The 15,598-nt window shown below is 66.5% G+C and carries 7 protein-coding genes; 1 reads left to right on the top strand and 6 read right to left on the bottom strand.

Annotated features, from left to right (window positions below):
* Positions 1-372 precede the first annotated feature (372 nt).
* The 4 genes from AC3A4T_RS22585 to AC3A4T_RS22570 form a co-directional block, all read right to left on the bottom strand.
* Positions 373-2,154 carry a S8 family serine peptidase gene (locus tag AC3A4T_RS22585; RefSeq protein ID WP_487677463.1) on the bottom strand — a complete coding sequence of 594 codons (1,782 nt, stop codon included), beginning with the start codon at positions 2,152-2,154 and terminating at the stop codon, positions 373-375.
* 976 nt (positions 2,155-3,130) lie between these two features.
* Entirely contained in the window at positions 3,131-4,978 is a 1,848-nt protein-coding gene (locus tag AC3A4T_RS22580; protein WP_487677462.1) for a S8 family serine peptidase, read from the bottom strand.
* A gap of 404 nt (positions 4,979-5,382) precedes the next feature.
* Positions 5,383-7,590: a S8 family serine peptidase gene (locus AC3A4T_RS22575; protein ID WP_487677461.1), complete on the bottom strand. Its 2,208-nt coding sequence runs from the start codon at positions 7,588-7,590 to the stop codon at positions 5,383-5,385.
* A 342-nt stretch (positions 7,591-7,932) separates the two neighbouring features.
* Entirely contained in the window at positions 7,933-9,978 is a 2,046-nt protein-coding gene (locus tag AC3A4T_RS22570) for a S8 family serine peptidase (protein ID WP_487677460.1), read from the bottom strand.
* Positions 9,979-10,429: 451 nt separating this feature from the next.
* Between AC3A4T_RS22570 and AC3A4T_RS22565 the strand changes: the two genes are divergently transcribed.
* A complete protein-coding gene (locus AC3A4T_RS22565) occupies positions 10,430-11,338 on the top strand; it encodes a hypothetical protein (RefSeq protein WP_487677459.1) in 909 nt (302 codons plus the stop codon).
* On the opposite strand, the gene AC3A4T_RS22560 is transcribed toward AC3A4T_RS22565, so the two are convergent.
* Together AC3A4T_RS22560 and AC3A4T_RS22555 are read right to left on the bottom strand one after the other, a co-directional pair.
* Entirely contained in the window at positions 11,290-13,095 is a 1,806-nt protein-coding gene (locus tag AC3A4T_RS22560) for a S8 family serine peptidase (RefSeq protein WP_487677458.1), read from the bottom strand. The genes AC3A4T_RS22565 and AC3A4T_RS22560 overlap by 49 nt on opposite strands.
* 426 nt (positions 13,096-13,521) lie before the next feature.
* On the bottom strand, positions 13,522-15,300 hold the full coding sequence (locus AC3A4T_RS22555; protein WP_487677457.1) for a S8 family serine peptidase: 1,779 nt from the start codon (positions 15,298-15,300) through the stop codon (positions 13,522-13,524).
* Positions 15,301-15,598 lie beyond the last annotated feature (298 nt).

Below are 15,598 nucleotides of genomic sequence, written 5' to 3'. Positions count from 1 at the left end.
CGACCAAAGAAAAGTGGCATCCATCACAATTTCAATGTTTCGTACGGCGGAAAAATTGCCAACGCAAAAATGCTCTTTCACCCCACCCCACGCGATCGATCCAAGTGGAATCAAAGCGTGCATACGTAAAAACATCATAATTTTCAGCAGAATATTTCACACATAACTATCATTAACCGCATGCAATAAGCAGCCGGCATCGCAGCCGCCACAAAAGATAAATGCCAATACATGGTTGCTGTTCGCCGCAGCGCCCCCAATGGCCTCGGCGCCGGGATTGACTGTCGACGACACAAAAAAAGCCCCGGCTCGCGCCGGGGCTGTATCGCGCACTTGCAGATGCGGGCGCGGCGCCATGGCCGCGCGTCGCGATCAGAAGGTGATGCTCCAGGTGTCGATGCGGCCGATGTCCTGCGCGGCGCGATCGGCGGCGCGCAGCTTCCAGGTGCCGTTGAGCGCTTCGCTCGACAGGTTCAAGGTGAAGGTGCCGCTGACGTTGTCGCTGGCCGAACCGGTGCGGTTGTGGATGTTGTAGACCGAACCATCCGGCGCGATCAGGTCGACGATCAGGTCGCCCTTGTACGGGTGGATGATGTTGACCGTCACCGAGGCGTTGCTCGGCGCGTTGCCGGTGCGGCCCGACACCGCGATGCTGCTCGACACGCCGGTCGCGTTGTTGTCCGGGATGTTGACGTCGGTGCCGTTGCTGTAGGTCTGAGTGCCGGTCGGCGGCGTGGTGCCGTTGACCGCATCGAGCGCCGCCTTGGCGTTGACGATGCCGGCGCCGCAACCGCCCGAGCAGGCGCCCGGCAAGGCGCGCGCGGTGTTCTTGAGCAGGGTTTCGATTTCGGCCGGGGTCTTCGGCGTGGTCGCCTTCGACTGCAGCAACGCGACCACGCCGGCGACATGCGGCGACGCCATCGAGGTGCCGCTCATGTACACGTACTGCTCGCTGCCCTGGGTGGTGGTGCCGCTGTTGTGGGTCGAGGCGATCTGATCGCCCGGCGCGGACACGTCGATGCCGGTGCCGTAGTTCGAATAGCTGGCCCTGGCGCCGGTCGAGGTGGTCGCCGCGACCGCGATGACGTTGGCGCAGTTGGCCGGGGTCGAACCCGACACGTTCGCGCCGTCGTTGCCGGCCGCCACCACGATGGTGGTGCCGCGGCCGACCGCGCCGTTGATCGCGGTCTGGTAGCTGCTCGGGCAGGCGCCGCCGCCGCCGAGGCTCATGTTGATCACTTCGGCCGGATTGGCGTTGGCCGGGATGCCCGACACGGTGCCGCCGGAGGCCCACACGATCGCGTCGGAGATGTCGGAGTCGTAACCGCCGCAGCGGCCGAGCACGCGCACCGGCACGACCTTGGCGTTGAACGCGGTGCCGGCGACGCCCTTGGCGTTGTTGGTCACCGCCGCGACGGTGCCGGCGACGTGGGTGCCGTGCCAGCTCGAATTGCCGGCGGGCGCGTCGTAACCGGGCGAATCGCATTCGGTGGCGTTGTTCCAGTCGCCTTCGTCGTTCGGATTGGAATCGCGGCCGTCGCCGTCGCGCGAGACGAAGGTGTCGGAGATGAAGTCGTAACCGGGCAGGATGTTGGCGTTGAGATCGCTGTGCGGGGTGATGCCGGTGTCGAGCACCGCGACCACCGAGCCGGTGCCGGTCGCGACATCCCAGGCCTGGTCGGCGCGGATGCCGCCGTTGGCGCCGTTGAAGCCGTACTGCACGCCGTAGTGGGTGTCGTTCGGGGTCAGCTTGCGCTGGCGCAGCACGTCGACTTCGACGTATTCCACGTTCGGGTCGGCGGCGATCTGGCGCATCAGCGACTCGGCCTGGCTGCGGTCGAGCGCGCGATCGCTGCGCACGACGTCGGCGCCGATCGCGGTGCGGCGCAGATGGCTCAGACCGAACGCGGCCGCGCCGCGGGTCTTGCCGACGGTGCTGCTGGCCGCGGCGTTGAGCGCTTTCTGCACGTTCGCCGCGCTGCCGCGCTCGACGCTGTTGTTGTTGTACTTGACGATGAAGCGGTCGAATTTCTGCGCGGTCTGCAGACCGCTGAGGTTGATGCGTTCGGCGGCGAACGCGCTGCCGGCGGTGCTGGCCAATACCAGAGCCGTGGCGACAGCCAGAGCGTGCGTGCGATGAGTACGGACGGACATCGTGTGAAACCCCCGAGAAAGCCGCGAGCGCGGCAGAGTGGTCCGGTGCGGCGACGGCAACGACGGGAAGCCGCGTCGACCGGACGGTTTACGGACGCATATCCGGCGTGCGGCCGGCTTGCGTCCTTCGATTCACGCTAACGAGTGCGCGAACTCGGGGACAAGGGTTTTGCGGGGATTTTTTACGTCTTAATGGTGAAACAAATCACGCATTGATTACTCAGTTGTGTGCCGAGTGTCACAACGCAGAAGCGGAAAAACACCCTACCCGAGGGTTGTGCGGCTTGTGTTCGCAGTGGATTGTGAATGGGTGTTCGGGGTGGGTGTGACTGGAATCGTCGAGGCTTCGAAACGGTGCATGGATGAGGCGCTGGCTCTGCGCGTTCGCGGGGATGATGAGCAAGGGCGAGGTGCGCGCGGGCGGCGGCTCGAGGCGACCGCGCGGGAAGGCGGCGCGGATGCTCGTACCGTCGGCAGGAGCGGTAAGTCACTGGATCCCCGCGTTCGCGGGGATGACGAGCAAAGGCGAGGTGCGCGCGGGCGGCGGATCAAAGCGAGCACGTGGGAAGGCGCTGCGACCTCGTGCCGTCGGCAGGAGCGGTAAGTCACTGGATCCCCGCATTCGCGGGGATGACGAGCAATGGCGAGGTGCGCGCGGGCGGCGGATCAAAGCAAGCACGCGGTAAGGCGGCGCGGATGCTTGTGCAGTCGGCAGGAGCGGTAAGTCACTGGATCCCCGCGTTCGCGGGGATGACGAGCAAAAGCGAGGTACGCGAGTGGCGGCTTGAAGCGATGGCGCGGGAAGGCGCCGCGAGCGCTCGCGCCGTTGGCAGGAACGTCGGCTTTGATGAAGCCCTGCTGTCTTCGCGGGCATGACGAGCAATCGCAAACAGCGCGGGCAGAAACAGAAAACCCCGGCCGAAGCCGGGGTTTGCTGTGCGACACCTGGCGCTTCAATCACAAGCGTGGTGCGCGATCAGAACGTGATGCTCCAGCTGTCGATCCGGCCGATGTCCTGCGCGGCCCGGTCGGCGACGCGCAGCCCCCAGGTGCCGTTGAGCGCTTCGCTCGACAGGTTGACCGTATAGGTCTGGTTGATGTTGTCGGCATCGGCGCCGGTGCGGCTGTGCAGGTTGTAGACCGTGCCGTCCGGCGCGATCAGGTCGACGATCAGATCGCCCTGATAGGTGTGGACGATGTTGACCGAGACCTGCGCATTGCTGGGCGCGTTGCCGGTGCGGCCCGACACGGTGATGCTGGACGACACGCCGGTGGCGTTGTTGTCCGGAATGTTCGCATCGGTGCCGTTGCTGTAGGTCTGCGCGCCCGGAGCGCTGCCCTGCGCCGCGGCGACCGCGGCGGCCGCGTTGACGATGCCCGCGCCGATCGGCTTGGTGCCCGGCGACACCGGGAACGCGCGCGCGGTGTTCTTGAGCAGGGTGCGCATCTGTTCCTGGGTCAACGGCGTCGGCGCCACCGACTGCACCAGCGCGGCGACGCCGGCGACGTGCGGCGAGGCCATCGAGGTGCCGCTGCTCGAACCGTAGGCCTCGGCGCCCGGTCCCTGCGTGCCGCTGTTGAAGGTCGACAGGATGCTCGATCCCGGCGCGGCGATGTCCACCCCGGCGCCGTAGTTGGAGAAGCTCGAACGCGCGCCGGTGGAGGTGGTCGAGGCGACCGAAATGACCGTGCCGCAATTGGTCATCGTGTAGCCCAAGACCTCTCCCGCGGTATTGGTGGCGGTCAGCGAGTCCCGGTCGCTGTTGCCCGCGGCGACCACCACGATGGTGCCGCGCGCCGCCGCGCCGACGATAGCGTCACGATAGATCTGCGGACACGCGGTCGGATTCCTGCTGCCCAGGCTCAAATTGATCACGTCGGCCGGGTTCGGATTGGCCGGCACACCCGGCACCGCGCCGCCCGACGCCCAGATGATCGCGTCGGAGATATCCGAACCGTAACCGCCGCATTTGCCAAGTACGCGCACCGGCACCACCTTGGCCGCGTGCGCGGTGCCGGCGACGCCCTTGGCGTTGTTGGTGACCGCCGCGACCGTACCCGCGACATGGGTGCCGTGCCAGCTGGAATTTCTCGAACCCGACTGCGGGCCGCATTGATCGTTGACGAACCAGTCGCCGGGATCGGCCGGATTGGCGTCGCGCCCGTCGCCGTCGTTGGCGACGAAGAAGCCGCCCGCCGGCAAGCCCTGATTCGGCGGATCGCCGCTGATGAAATCGTAGCCGGCGATGACGTTGGCGTTGAGATCGCTGTGGTTGGTGATGCCGGTATCGATCACCGCGACCACCGTGCCCGCGCCCTGGGTCGCGTCCCAGGCGGTGGTCGCGCGGATGCCGCCGTTGCCGGTGCCGAAACCGAACTGCTGGCTGAAATTGGTGTCGTTCGGGGTGAGGTACGGAACCATGAAGATGTCGTTGGACACCTTCTGCACCGCCGGATCGGCGGCGAGCTGGCGCATCAACGCGGCGGCTTCGTCGCGGCTGAGCGGCCGATTGCTGACCACCACGTCGGCGCCGCTGGCGGTGCGGCGCAGGCGCTTGAGCTGCACGGCGCGCTTGCCGCCGCCGAGGCGGCTGCTGGTCGCGCTGGCGGCGCTGTCGATGGCCTTGTTGAAGCTGGCGACGTCGCCGCGCGGCGCGCTGCCTTTTTGGTACGTGACCAGGAAACGGCTGAAGCGATCGCTGTTGTTGGCATTGAGGCTGCTCAGATCGACGCGGTCGGCGGCGAACGCGGAACCCGATACGCCGGCGATCACCAGGGCGGTGGCGGCGGCGAGGCTATTGAACGAGTTGGAACGTGCGGACATCGGTTGAAACCCCCTGTCAGAACATTGGTGTCAGAACACTGGGCCGCATGCGCGGCAATGAACCGGTCGCGGTTGCGCGGGAACCGTCTGCGCGTCGCGGGTCGGATGCAGCGAGTCCGTGCCGGCGGCGCGGACCCTGGAACTCACGCTAGAGCCTCCATGGCCCGCGCGGCACGGTTTCGACGTGCGAGTCATCACTATTTTTTGAGACTCCCATCACCGAAACTCGCGAATAGGACAAGTCCTAATCGCAACTAGCGGTTGCGCCGCCGCTGGCGCCACGAGGCGCCACGGCCGGCCGCTCCATCCGCCTTGGCCGCGCTTGAAAACCCCCGGCCGAGGCCGGGTTCGCGAACGGTCCGCGGCGACGCGGCCGCATTGCTGCGACCGCGTCGCGGTGCGGATCAGAACTTGATGCTCCAGCTGTCGATCTTGCCGGTGTCCTGCGAGGCGCGATCGGCGGCGCGCAGCCTCCAGGTGCCGTTGAGCGCTTCGCTCGACAGATTCACCGTGTAGGTCTTGACGATGTTGTCGGTGCTCTGCCCGGTGCGGCTGTGCAGGTTGTAGACCGAACCGTCCGGCGCGATCAGGTCGACGATCAGGTCGCCCTGGAAGGTGTGGACGATGTTGACCGACACTTCCGCGTTGCTCGGCGCGTTGCCGCTGCGGCCCGAGACCACGATGCTGCTGCTCACGCCGGTGGCGTTGTTGTCGGGGATGTTGAAGTCGGTGGTGTTGCTGTAGGTCTGCACGCCGCCGCTGCCGCCGCTCACCGTGACCGTCGAGGTCTTGCTATGGGTCGCGCCGCCGTTGTCGGTCACCGTCAGGGTCACCGTGTAGGTGCCGGCCGCGGCGTAGGTCTTGCTCGGATTGGCAGCGGTCGAGGTGGTGCCGTCGCCGAAGCTCCAGCTGCGCGAAGCGATGCTGCCGTCGCTGTCGCTGGAGCTGTCGGTGAAGGTCACGCTCAAGCCGTTGACCGCCGAGCTGAAGTTCGCCACCGGCGCCTGATTGCCCGGCGTGCCGCCGCCGGTCAATGCGTCCAGCGCCTCGAGCCCTTGCACCAGGCCGGCGCCGTACTCGTTGTCGCGGCCGGCCGCGCCCAGGTCCAGCGCCGTCGAGATCATCGCATCGCGCAGCTGCGCGGGCGTCGCCGAGGGCTTGGCGCTGAGCAGCAGCGCGGCGACGCCGGCCACGTGCGGCGTGGCCATCGACGTGCCGCTGGAGAAGTTGTAGGAATGAACGTTGTAGATCGTCACGCCGCTGACCGTCGCGGTCTGCCCGGCCAGTGCGCGCAGGGTCTGGCCGTCGGCCTGGCTCACGCTGACCGCGGGGATGGTCGAGGTGACGTTATCGCCCAGGGTGCCGGCGAACGGACCGGCGACGTTGTTGTAGATGACCACGCCGAGCGCGCCGCCGCTCTTGGCGTTGACCACCTTGTCGTTGAAGCTGATGTCGCCGCGCTCGCACAGCACCACCTTGCCGCTCCAGCTGCCGGCGCTGGCGCAGCGCGCGCCGTCGACCATCGGCGCGCTGACGGTGATTTCCGCGGCGCCGGAGATGGGGTTGGTTTCGTAGTCGGTGCCGTTGACCTTGACCGGCGTGCCTTTCTTCGGATACGTGCTGAGGATGCCCTCGCCCGGCGCGGCGATATCGACCGCGTCGTTGAACTGCGAGCTGACCGCCTTGACGTTGTTGGAATCGACCGACGCGACCGAAATCACGCTGGCGTAGGAGGCCGGGTAGCTCTTGGTGGTGTTGCCGCTGTTGCCGGCCGCCGCGATCGGCAGCACGCCCTGGTTGAGCAGATTGGTGAACGCGGTGTTTTCGGTGCTGCTGGACAAGGGACCGCCCAGGCTCATGTTGATGATCTTGGCGCCGGCCTGGGCGCAGCGATTGGCCGCGTCGACCAGGGTCGAGCTGTAGCTGCGGCCGCAGGTCGGGCCATCGAAGTACTTGATGATGTGCAGCGACACCTTGCCCGGGCTGACCCCGACCACGCCCTTGCCGTTGCCGCCGACCGCGGCGATGGTGCCGGCGACGTGGGTGCCGTGGCCGCAGGTATCTTCGGTCCAGTTCTGCCCGCTCGGCGCGTAGCCGGTGATGGCGATGCCGGCGAAATCCTCGTGGTCGGCCTTGAGGCCCGAGTCGATCACGCATACCTTCACCCCGGTGCCGTCGGCGCCGCTGGCGACCATGTCGCGCGCCTGGACCTTGTCGATGCCGAAGGGCACGGACTCGGCCATGGGATAGCGCGGCACGTCCTGTTCGATGACCAGGTTCGGGTTGCCGCGCAGGTTGGCGAGCACTTCCGGCGGAAGCGTCATCACCACCGCGTTGAGGTTGTCGAATTCGTAATGGGTCTTGCCGCTGACCGGCGCCGCCGCGGCGGCCTTGCCGGCGCTCTTGCTCGCGGCCAGCTGCAGGGCCTGGATCTTCTGCGCGACCATCGCCTTGACCTGGGCCTTCTGGCCCGGCTGGAAGCGGATCCAGACGCGGTTCGGGTCGCCCGGCAGTTCCTGCGGGGGCGCGGCATGGGCGATGCCCGCCATGCACAACGCCACGGCCGCGGTGAGCGCGCAAAGGCGCGGATGACGCTTGAATGCAAAATACATGTTGATTCCCCCAAATGTTCGTTCGATACGACTCGAAAGCGCGGGCGCGACCGCATCGGGCGGCGCCGGTGACGGGCCGGCTGGCATGGCCCTTAATCCATACTCATTACCGGGGTAAGCGGATGGAAGCGGTGGATACCGATACCATCGGGCAGGAATTGTTAAGCACGTCACATTCCAAAAAAGAAAATATTTTCTTTATTTGAAACTTGACCCTCGCGGCCGTTGTCGGGCGCCGGATCGGCGGCGGCCGGCTGCGTCCATGACCCGGCCCTGCGACCGGGGTTCGCGAACGGTCCGCGACGACGCGGCCGCATCGCTGCGGCCGCGTCGTGGTGCGGATCAGAACTTGATGCTCCAGCTGTCGATCTTGCCGGTGTCCAGCGAGGCGCGATCGGCGGCGCGCAGCCTCCAGGTGCCGTTGAGCGCTTCGCTCGACAGATTCACCGTGTAGGTCTTGACGATGTTGTCGGTGCTCTGGCCGGTGCGGCTGTGCAGGTTGTAGACCGAACCGTCCGGCGCGATCAGGTCGACGATCAGGTCGCCCTGGAAGGTGTGGACGATGTTGACCGACACTTCCGCGTTGCTCGGCGCGTTGCCGCTGCGGCCCGAGACCACGATGCTGCTGCTCACGCCAGTGGCGTTGTTGTCGGGAATGTTGAAGTCGGTGGTGTTGCTGTAGGTCTGCACGCCACCGCTGCCGCCGCTCACCGTGACCGTCGAGGTCTTGCTGTGGGTCGCGCCGCCGTTGTCGGTCACCGTCAGCGTCACCGTGTAGGTGCCGGCCGCGGCGTAGGTCTTGCTCGGATTGGTCGCGGTCGAGGTGGTGCCGTCGCCGAAGCTCCAGCTGCGCGAGGCGATGCTGCCGTCGCTGTCGCTGGAACTGTCGGTGAAGTTCACGCTCAAGCCGCTGACCGCCGAACTGAAGTTCGCCACCGGCGCCTGATTGCCCGGCGTGCCGCCGGATGCCGCTGCGACCGCCGCGGCCGCATCGATGATGCCCGCGCCGCAACCGCCGGAGCAGCGGTTGGCCGGGATCGGCCGCGCCGTGCTTTCCAGGATCTGCTCGATCTGCGCCGGAGTCTTCGTCGGCGACACCGACAGGATCAAAGCCGCCACGCCGGCCGCATGCGGCGCGGCCATCGAGGTGCCCGACATCCCGCCGTAGCCATTGCTCGACAGCGTGGAGATCACATCGGTGGCGCCGCCGAACAGCGAACCGTTGCCGCCCGGCGCGGTGATGTCGATGGTCGCGCCCCAGGTGGAGTACGAGGCGCGCGAACCGGTCGTGGAGCTGGCCGCCACCGAGATCACGTTGTTGCAGCCGGCCGGGGTGGTGCCTGCGACGTCGTTGTTGCTGTTGCCGGCGGCGGCGATCACGGTCGAACCGTTGGCCACGGCGAGGTTGACCGCGGCCTGCCACGCCGGCATCTGGCTGCACGGCACGTTGCCGCCCAGCGACAGGTTGATGATTTCGGCCGGATTGGGGTTGGCCGGCACGCCGGAAACACTGCCGCCCGATGCCCAGACCACGGCATCGGCGATATCCGAATCGCTGCCGAAGCCCTGATTGCCCAACGCGCGGATCGGCAGGACCTTGCCGCCGAAAGCGACGCCGGCCACGCCGACACCGTTGTTGGTCACCGCGCCGATGGTGCCGGCCACATGAGTACCGTGCACGATATTCGATGAGTCCAGCGGATTGGCGTCGCGCCCATCGCCGTCGTCCGACTTGCCGCATCCGGGTTGTCCGCCGGCTTCACGGCATTCGGCCTCGGGAAGACCGGTGGTCGAGCTGACGAAGTCGTAGCCCGGGAGAATGTTGGCGTTGAGATCGGTATGCGACAGGATGCCGCTGTCGATCACCGCCACCACCACGCCGCTGCCGTTGCTGGTGTTCCAGGCGACCGGCGCGCGGATGCCGAACGCGGTATCGGCATAGTGCCATTGCTGGCCGAAGCTGGGGTCGTTCGGGGTCATCAGCGCCTTGCTGATGCCGTCGAGCTGGACGAATTCGACATTCGAATCGGCGGCGATCTGGCGCATCAGCGCGATCGCTTCGGCGCGATTGAGCGCGCGGTCGGACGCGACGACGCGGCCGCCGGGCATGATCATCTGGCGCAACGGACGCAGCGTCGGACGCTTGCCCGCGGCGGGCATGGCGGCGATCGAAGTGGCCTGGCGCAGCGAAGCGGACATCGATGCGGGGCTGGTGGCCGGCGCGCTGTCAGGCTTGAACTTGACGATGAACTGCTGGTTGCCTTCGTCCAGCAGGTTGCCCAGATACACCTGGCCGGCGAACGCGGGCGCGGCCAGGCCGGTCAACGCCGCCGCGGTGGCCGCGGCGAGCAGGTGCAGGCGATTGATGCGATTCGAACGAGACGTCATGGCGTGATGATCCCAAGTGAGCGCCGCGAGGCGGCGAGATGGAACGCTCTGGCGGACGGGGCGGTGGCGGACGCTTGCCTGCGGAACGTTGCGATGGATGCGGGTGGGGCCGCGACCCGGGGTCCAACGCTAGCGGCGCGGGAAAATTCCCGCCAAGCGTTTGCGGATGATTCGATCGACCGCGAAGTGATGCGCGTCGCAATGTGCAAAACGGTTATTTCGAATCGGCGCGCAACGAAAAACGACGCGATTACCCTACTCCGGGATTCGATGTTCTCTTTCGATGTGGCGCTTAAAACAACTAGAAAACGTAATTAATGTGAGTCATCGACACTATCGAAGTCCTTTGTAAGCTTCGATTACTGGACGTCATGCATCGCATGCACCGGGCTCGAATGCTCTTGTCGTTGATGCGCGTCCGGACTCCCGCGCCGCGCGATCGAAATCACTGATGAATCGCAAGACTCGAACCGCTCGAACACGAACTGGCGCATTCGGCAATCGAAGCGCGGCAGGCTGCGCGATCGATCCGAAGCGATCGCAAGCATGCGATGCCCTCGACTCACGCAGGCGACGCATCCGTTGTTCACGACGCGGGCCGCCGAACGCGGTCCCGGGCCGCGATGACCATCGAAGCCCGGGACCGCTTGCCGCACTTCATGCCGGCCCGATCGCACCGACGAAGCCGAGTGCTGCACACCGTCGTCATAAGTCCGACGCCAAAGCATCCGGCAACTCTCACTTCTTGTTGCTGTTGCTATTGCTATCGCTGTTGCTATTGCTATTGCTATTGCTATCGCTGTTTCTTTTGCTTGTTGCTGTTGCTCTTGCTTGGCGCTGTTCCTATTTCCTATTTCCTATTTCCTATTTCCTATTTCCTATTTCCTATTTCCTATTTCCTATTCCCCGTTTCCACCTCACGCACCTCCAATGGCTGACCGCCGTCATCGAGTCGCTCATCGCTGCTTTCCACCCACTGATATCGCATCGACCCACTGCGTCCACATCCGCTTGCCGCTCCACCACCGGCCATGCCGCGCCGGCCCTCACTTGCCCCTGTGCGCCTTCTTCTCGCTCCCATCGCGGTTGGCTCGATGCGCGATCGCGCACGGCGATAGCCGCATCGCCAACGGATTCCCGGACTCCGGCCGCGACCGGAGTCCGGGAGCCGCTCTCCAACACCACGCAGGAAACTTTTTTAACGTCGTTCGATAACTCGTCGCATGCGGCGACGGGTTCCCCGGACTTCCGCCCCCACGGAAGTCCGGGCCCGCCCCCTGTCGTGCTCGCCGCGATGGATGCGGCGACGGATCAGAACTCGATGCTCCAGCTGTTGATCCAGCCGGTGTCGTTGCTGTAGTTGTCGTTGACCCGCAATCGCCATGCGCCGTTGAGCGGCTTGCCCCACAAGTTCACCGCGACGGTCTTGACGATGTCGTCGGCATTGCCGCCGCTGCGGTTGTGCAGGTTGTAGACGCTGCCGTCGGGCGCGACTAGGTCGACCTTCAGATCGCCGATGTAGCTGTGGCGGATGGTCAGGCTGACCGGCGTGCCGGTCAGCGGCGCCGCGTCGCTGCGGCCGGATACGAAGATCGCGCTTTCGACGGTGGCGTGGTCGTGGATGATCACGTCGGCGTCGTTGAGATAGCGCCGCTTGCCGCTCGCGGGCGCGGGATTGGCCGCGCGCACCGCTTCCATCGCGGCCTTGGCGTTGAGGATGCCGGCACCGATCGGCCGATCGTTCGCGAGCGGGAAACGCCGCGCGGTCTGCTTGAGCAAGGCTTCGATCTGCGCCGGCGTTTTCGGCGTGACCGCCAGCGATTGCATCATCGCGATCAGCCCCGACACCTGCGGCGTCGCCATCGAGGTGCCGTTGTAATAAGCGTAGCCCTCGCCGGCGACCTTGGTGGCGCCGACGCCAACCGTGGACAGGATATTGGTGCCGGGCGCGGCCAGGTCCACCGCGCTGCCGTAATTGGAGGCGTAGCCGCCACTCCAGATCGAACGCCGGCCGTCGGCATCGCTGGCGCCGACGGTGATCGCACCGTTGCAGTTGCCGGGGCGGAAGCCGCCGGCATCGGCATTGCCGTTGCCGGCCGCGACCACCACCGCGACGCCGCGCGCGATCGCGCCGTTGATCGCGTCCTGGGTCGCCGCATCGCAGACGCCAGCGCCGAGCAGGCTCAGGTTGATCGCCTCGGCCGGATTCGGATTGGTCGGCGCGCCGGGCACGTAACCACCCGAGGCCCAGGTGATGGCGTCGATGATGTCGGAGAAATCGCCGCCGCAGCGGCCGAGCACACGCACCGGCACGATGCGAGCGCCGTAGGCGGCACCGATCACGCCGTTGCGGTTGTTGCCGACCGCCGCGACCGTGCCGGCGACATGGGTGCCGTGCCAGCCCGATGCACCCGCGCCGTGGCCGGCGTAGCACTCGTTGGCCGCGACCCAGTCGCCTTCGTCGAGCGGATTGGCGTCGCGTGCATCATTGTCGCGCGAGCGCCAGGTGCTGGCGATGAAATCGTAGCCGGGCAACACGTTGGCGTTGAGATCGCCGTGCGCGACGATGCCGGTGTCGATCACCGCGACCACCGCGCCGCTGCCGTTGCCCAGGTTCCAGGCCTCGCCGCTGTTGCTGCCGGCGTCATAATCGTGGAACGCCCACAATTCGGAATAGCGGCTGTCGTTGGGCGACAACGCCGCCTGCGCCTTGCCGTTGGGCACGACGTATTCGACTTGCGGATCGCTGGCGATGCGCCGCATCAGCGCGAGCGCTTCGGCCCGGTCGAGCGCGCGATCGGCGCGGATCACATCGGCGCCGGTGGACACCCGGCGCACGCGGCGCAGACCGGCGGCCTGGGCGAAGCCGGCTTCGGCCTCGCGCAACGCCCGATGCAGGCTGTCGGCATCCAGGCGCGCGCGGCTGCCGCTGCGGTATTTGACGATGAACTCTTGCATGGTCGCACCCGGCGGCTCATGGCCCGCCACCCGCGCCGCGGCCGCGTCGGCGGCGCGCGCGCCGGCCAGCGACGGCGCGGCGGCGACCGTCATCGTCGCCGCGGACACGGCGGCGACCAGCGAAACGATGCGCGAAACAGACCAGGCGCGGAGCGGCATGACGGAAACCCCGATGATCAACCGCCGCGAGCGGCGGCGTTGGCGGCGAAGCGCTCCAGGTTCGATGCGGAGCGTGCTGCGGATGGACGTTCGTACGGCCACCCTCGGGATTGAAATTACTCAGCGTGTGCACACGCAACCATCAGACACGTCTGAAACAGCACACTTAACGCACTTCAAATGCACCTGTCCGGATTGGATTCGCTGTTGCGATATGCGCTTATCCGACGCGGATGGATGTCGCCGGACTCATGATTTCGCGTATGCACAAACGGCTTCGGCGACACAGATCGCCCTTCGATCCGGCGATTTCGAAGCAATCGCTCGACGCTGATCGAACGACCAAAAAAAAAGAACCCCGGCCGAAGCCGGGGTTCGCTCATGAAACCAGGGCGCTCGCATCGCGAAGCGCCCGTCGTGCCAGGATCAGAACGTGATGCTCCAGGTGTCGATGCGGCCCAGGTCGGCCGGGCCGGAGTCGACCGCGCGCAGCTTCCACGCGCCGTTGAGGGTTTCGCTCGACAGATTCAGCGTGTAGGTGCCGGCGACGTTGTCGGCGCTGCCGCCGCTGTTGTTGTGCAGGTTGTACACCGAACCGTCCGGCGCGATCAGGTCGACCTTCAGGTCGCCCTTGTACGGATGGATGATGTTGATCGACACCGAAGCGTTGCTCGGCGCGTTGCCGGTGCGGCCCGACACGGTGATGGTGCTCGACACGCCGGTCGCGTTGTAGTCCGGGATGTTGTAGTCGGTGCCGTTGCTGTAGGTCTGGGTGCCGGTCGGCGGGGTGGTGCCGCCGAGCGAATCCAGCGCCGCCTTGGCGTTGACGATGCCCACGCCGATCGGCTGGTCCGGCGTGCTCGGGAACGCGCGCGCGGTGTTCTTGAGGATGGTCTCGATCTCGGCCGGAGTCTTCGGCGTGGTGGCCTTGGCCTGCAGCAACGCGACCACGCCGGCGACGTGCGGGGTCGCCATCGAGGTACCGCCGTAGGACGCGTAGCTTTCCGCGCCCGGGGTGGTGGTGCCCGAGTTCAGCGTCGACAAAATGTTCGAACCCGGCGCGGCGACGTCGACCACGCTGCCGTAGTTCGACTTCTGGATGCTGCTCCACACCGAACGCGCGCCGTTGCTGTCGACCGCGCCGACCGTGATCACGCCGGTGCAGTTGGCCGGACGCGCATTGGAGGCGTTGCCGTTGTTGTTGCCGGCGGCGACCACCACGGTCACGCCGCGCGAGATCGCGCCGTTGATCGCGGTCTGGTAGGTGGAACCGCAGGTGCCGCTGCCGCCCAGGCTCAGGTTGATGACTTCGGCCGGGTTCGGATTGGCCGGCACGCCGGATACGGTGCCGCCCGAGGCCCAGGTGATCGCGTCGGCGATGTCGGCCAGGGTGCCGCCGCAACGGCCGAGCACGCGCACCGGCACGACCTTGGCGTTGTACGCGGTGCCCGACACGCCCTTGGCGTTGTTGGTGACCGCCGCGACGGTGCCGGCGACGTGGGTGCCGTGCCAGCTGGAATTGCTCGCGTAACCCAGGCCGCAATCGGCGGCGGCGAACCAGTCGCCCTGGTCGGCCGGGTTGGAATCGCGGCCGTTGCTGTCGCGCGCGGCGGTGGCGTCGCTGATGAAGTCGTAGCCGCCGATGATGTTGGCGTTGAGATCGCTGTGGCTGACGATGCCGGTATCGATGACCGCCACCACCACGCCGGTGCCGGTGCTCACGTCCCAGGCCTGGGTCGCGTTGATGCCCGAGGCGGTATAGCCCCACTGCTCGCCGAAGCGGGTGTCGTTGGGGGTGAAGAACGCGGTCATGCGCGCGTTGGGTTCGACGAACTCGACGCTCGGGTCGGCGGCGATCTGGCGCATCAGCGATTCGGCTTCGGCGCGGTCGAGCTTGCGTCCGGCGCGCACGACGTCGGCGCCGATCGAGGTGCGGCGCACGTGCTTGAGGCCCAGCGCGTTGCTCTTGCCGGAGAACCCGGTCGAGGCGGCGCCGAGCGATTTGAGCAAGGTGGCTTCGTTGCTTCGCGCGGCGCTGCCGTCGCGGTACTTGACGATGAACTCGTCCTGCTGCCCGGCATTGGCCAGGGCGGTGAGGTTGATGCGGTCGGCGGCATGGGCGGATACCGCGACGCAGGACAAAGCGGTCACGGTGGCGGCGGCAAGCGCGTGCTTGCGCAGGACGCGCATGGTGCGGTCGGACATGGATGAAACCCCCAAAAACGAAGTGCCGTCTTGCGGCGTTCAACGCGTGGTGGCGGGTGTGGCCACATCCATGTCTGCACACGACAGCGACCACGCTGTTTGTGTACGGACTCGTGACTGCCTGGTCCGCGTTAACACGCTAAGGCTGCACTAACAGTGCCAACAAGCCGTTGGCCGCAGGGTTGCAGGGGGTGTTGTGTGAGCGGCGTTGCACATTTGGGTTTTTTCGATGCAACCGATGCTCACCTCATACACATAAATGGTGGTGTTGCGGCGCAGCACACGCGCCACGGATCGG

Source organism: Lysobacter sp. Soil_N_51 (genome assembly GCF_057655755.1).
Note: the sequence above shows the minus strand (reverse complement) of the source record. Positions and strands in the feature narration are given on the sequence as shown.

Coding starts and splice junctions, on each gene's coding strand:
- AC3A4T_RS22555 (WP_487677457.1), bottom strand. CDS start 15,300: ATGTCCGACCGCACCATGCGCGTCCTGCGCAAGCACGCGCTTGCCGCC.
- AC3A4T_RS22570 (WP_487677460.1), bottom strand. CDS start 9,978: ATGACGTCTCGTTCGAATCGCATCAATCGCCTGCACCTGCTCGCCGCG.
- AC3A4T_RS22565 (WP_487677459.1), top strand. CDS start 10,430: ATGAATCGCAAGACTCGAACCGCTCGAACACGAACTGGCGCATTCGGC.
- AC3A4T_RS22585 (WP_487677463.1), bottom strand. CDS start 2,154: ATGTCCGTCCGTACTCATCGCACGCACGCTCTGGCTGTCGCCACGGCT.
- AC3A4T_RS22580 (WP_487677462.1), bottom strand. CDS start 4,978: ATGTCCGCACGTTCCAACTCGTTCAATAGCCTCGCCGCCGCCACCGCC.
- AC3A4T_RS22575 (WP_487677461.1), bottom strand. CDS start 7,590: ATGTATTTTGCATTCAAGCGTCATCCGCGCCTTTGCGCGCTCACCGCG.
- AC3A4T_RS22560 (WP_487677458.1), bottom strand. CDS start 13,095: ATGCCGCTCCGCGCCTGGTCTGTTTCGCGCATCGTTTCGCTGGTCGCC.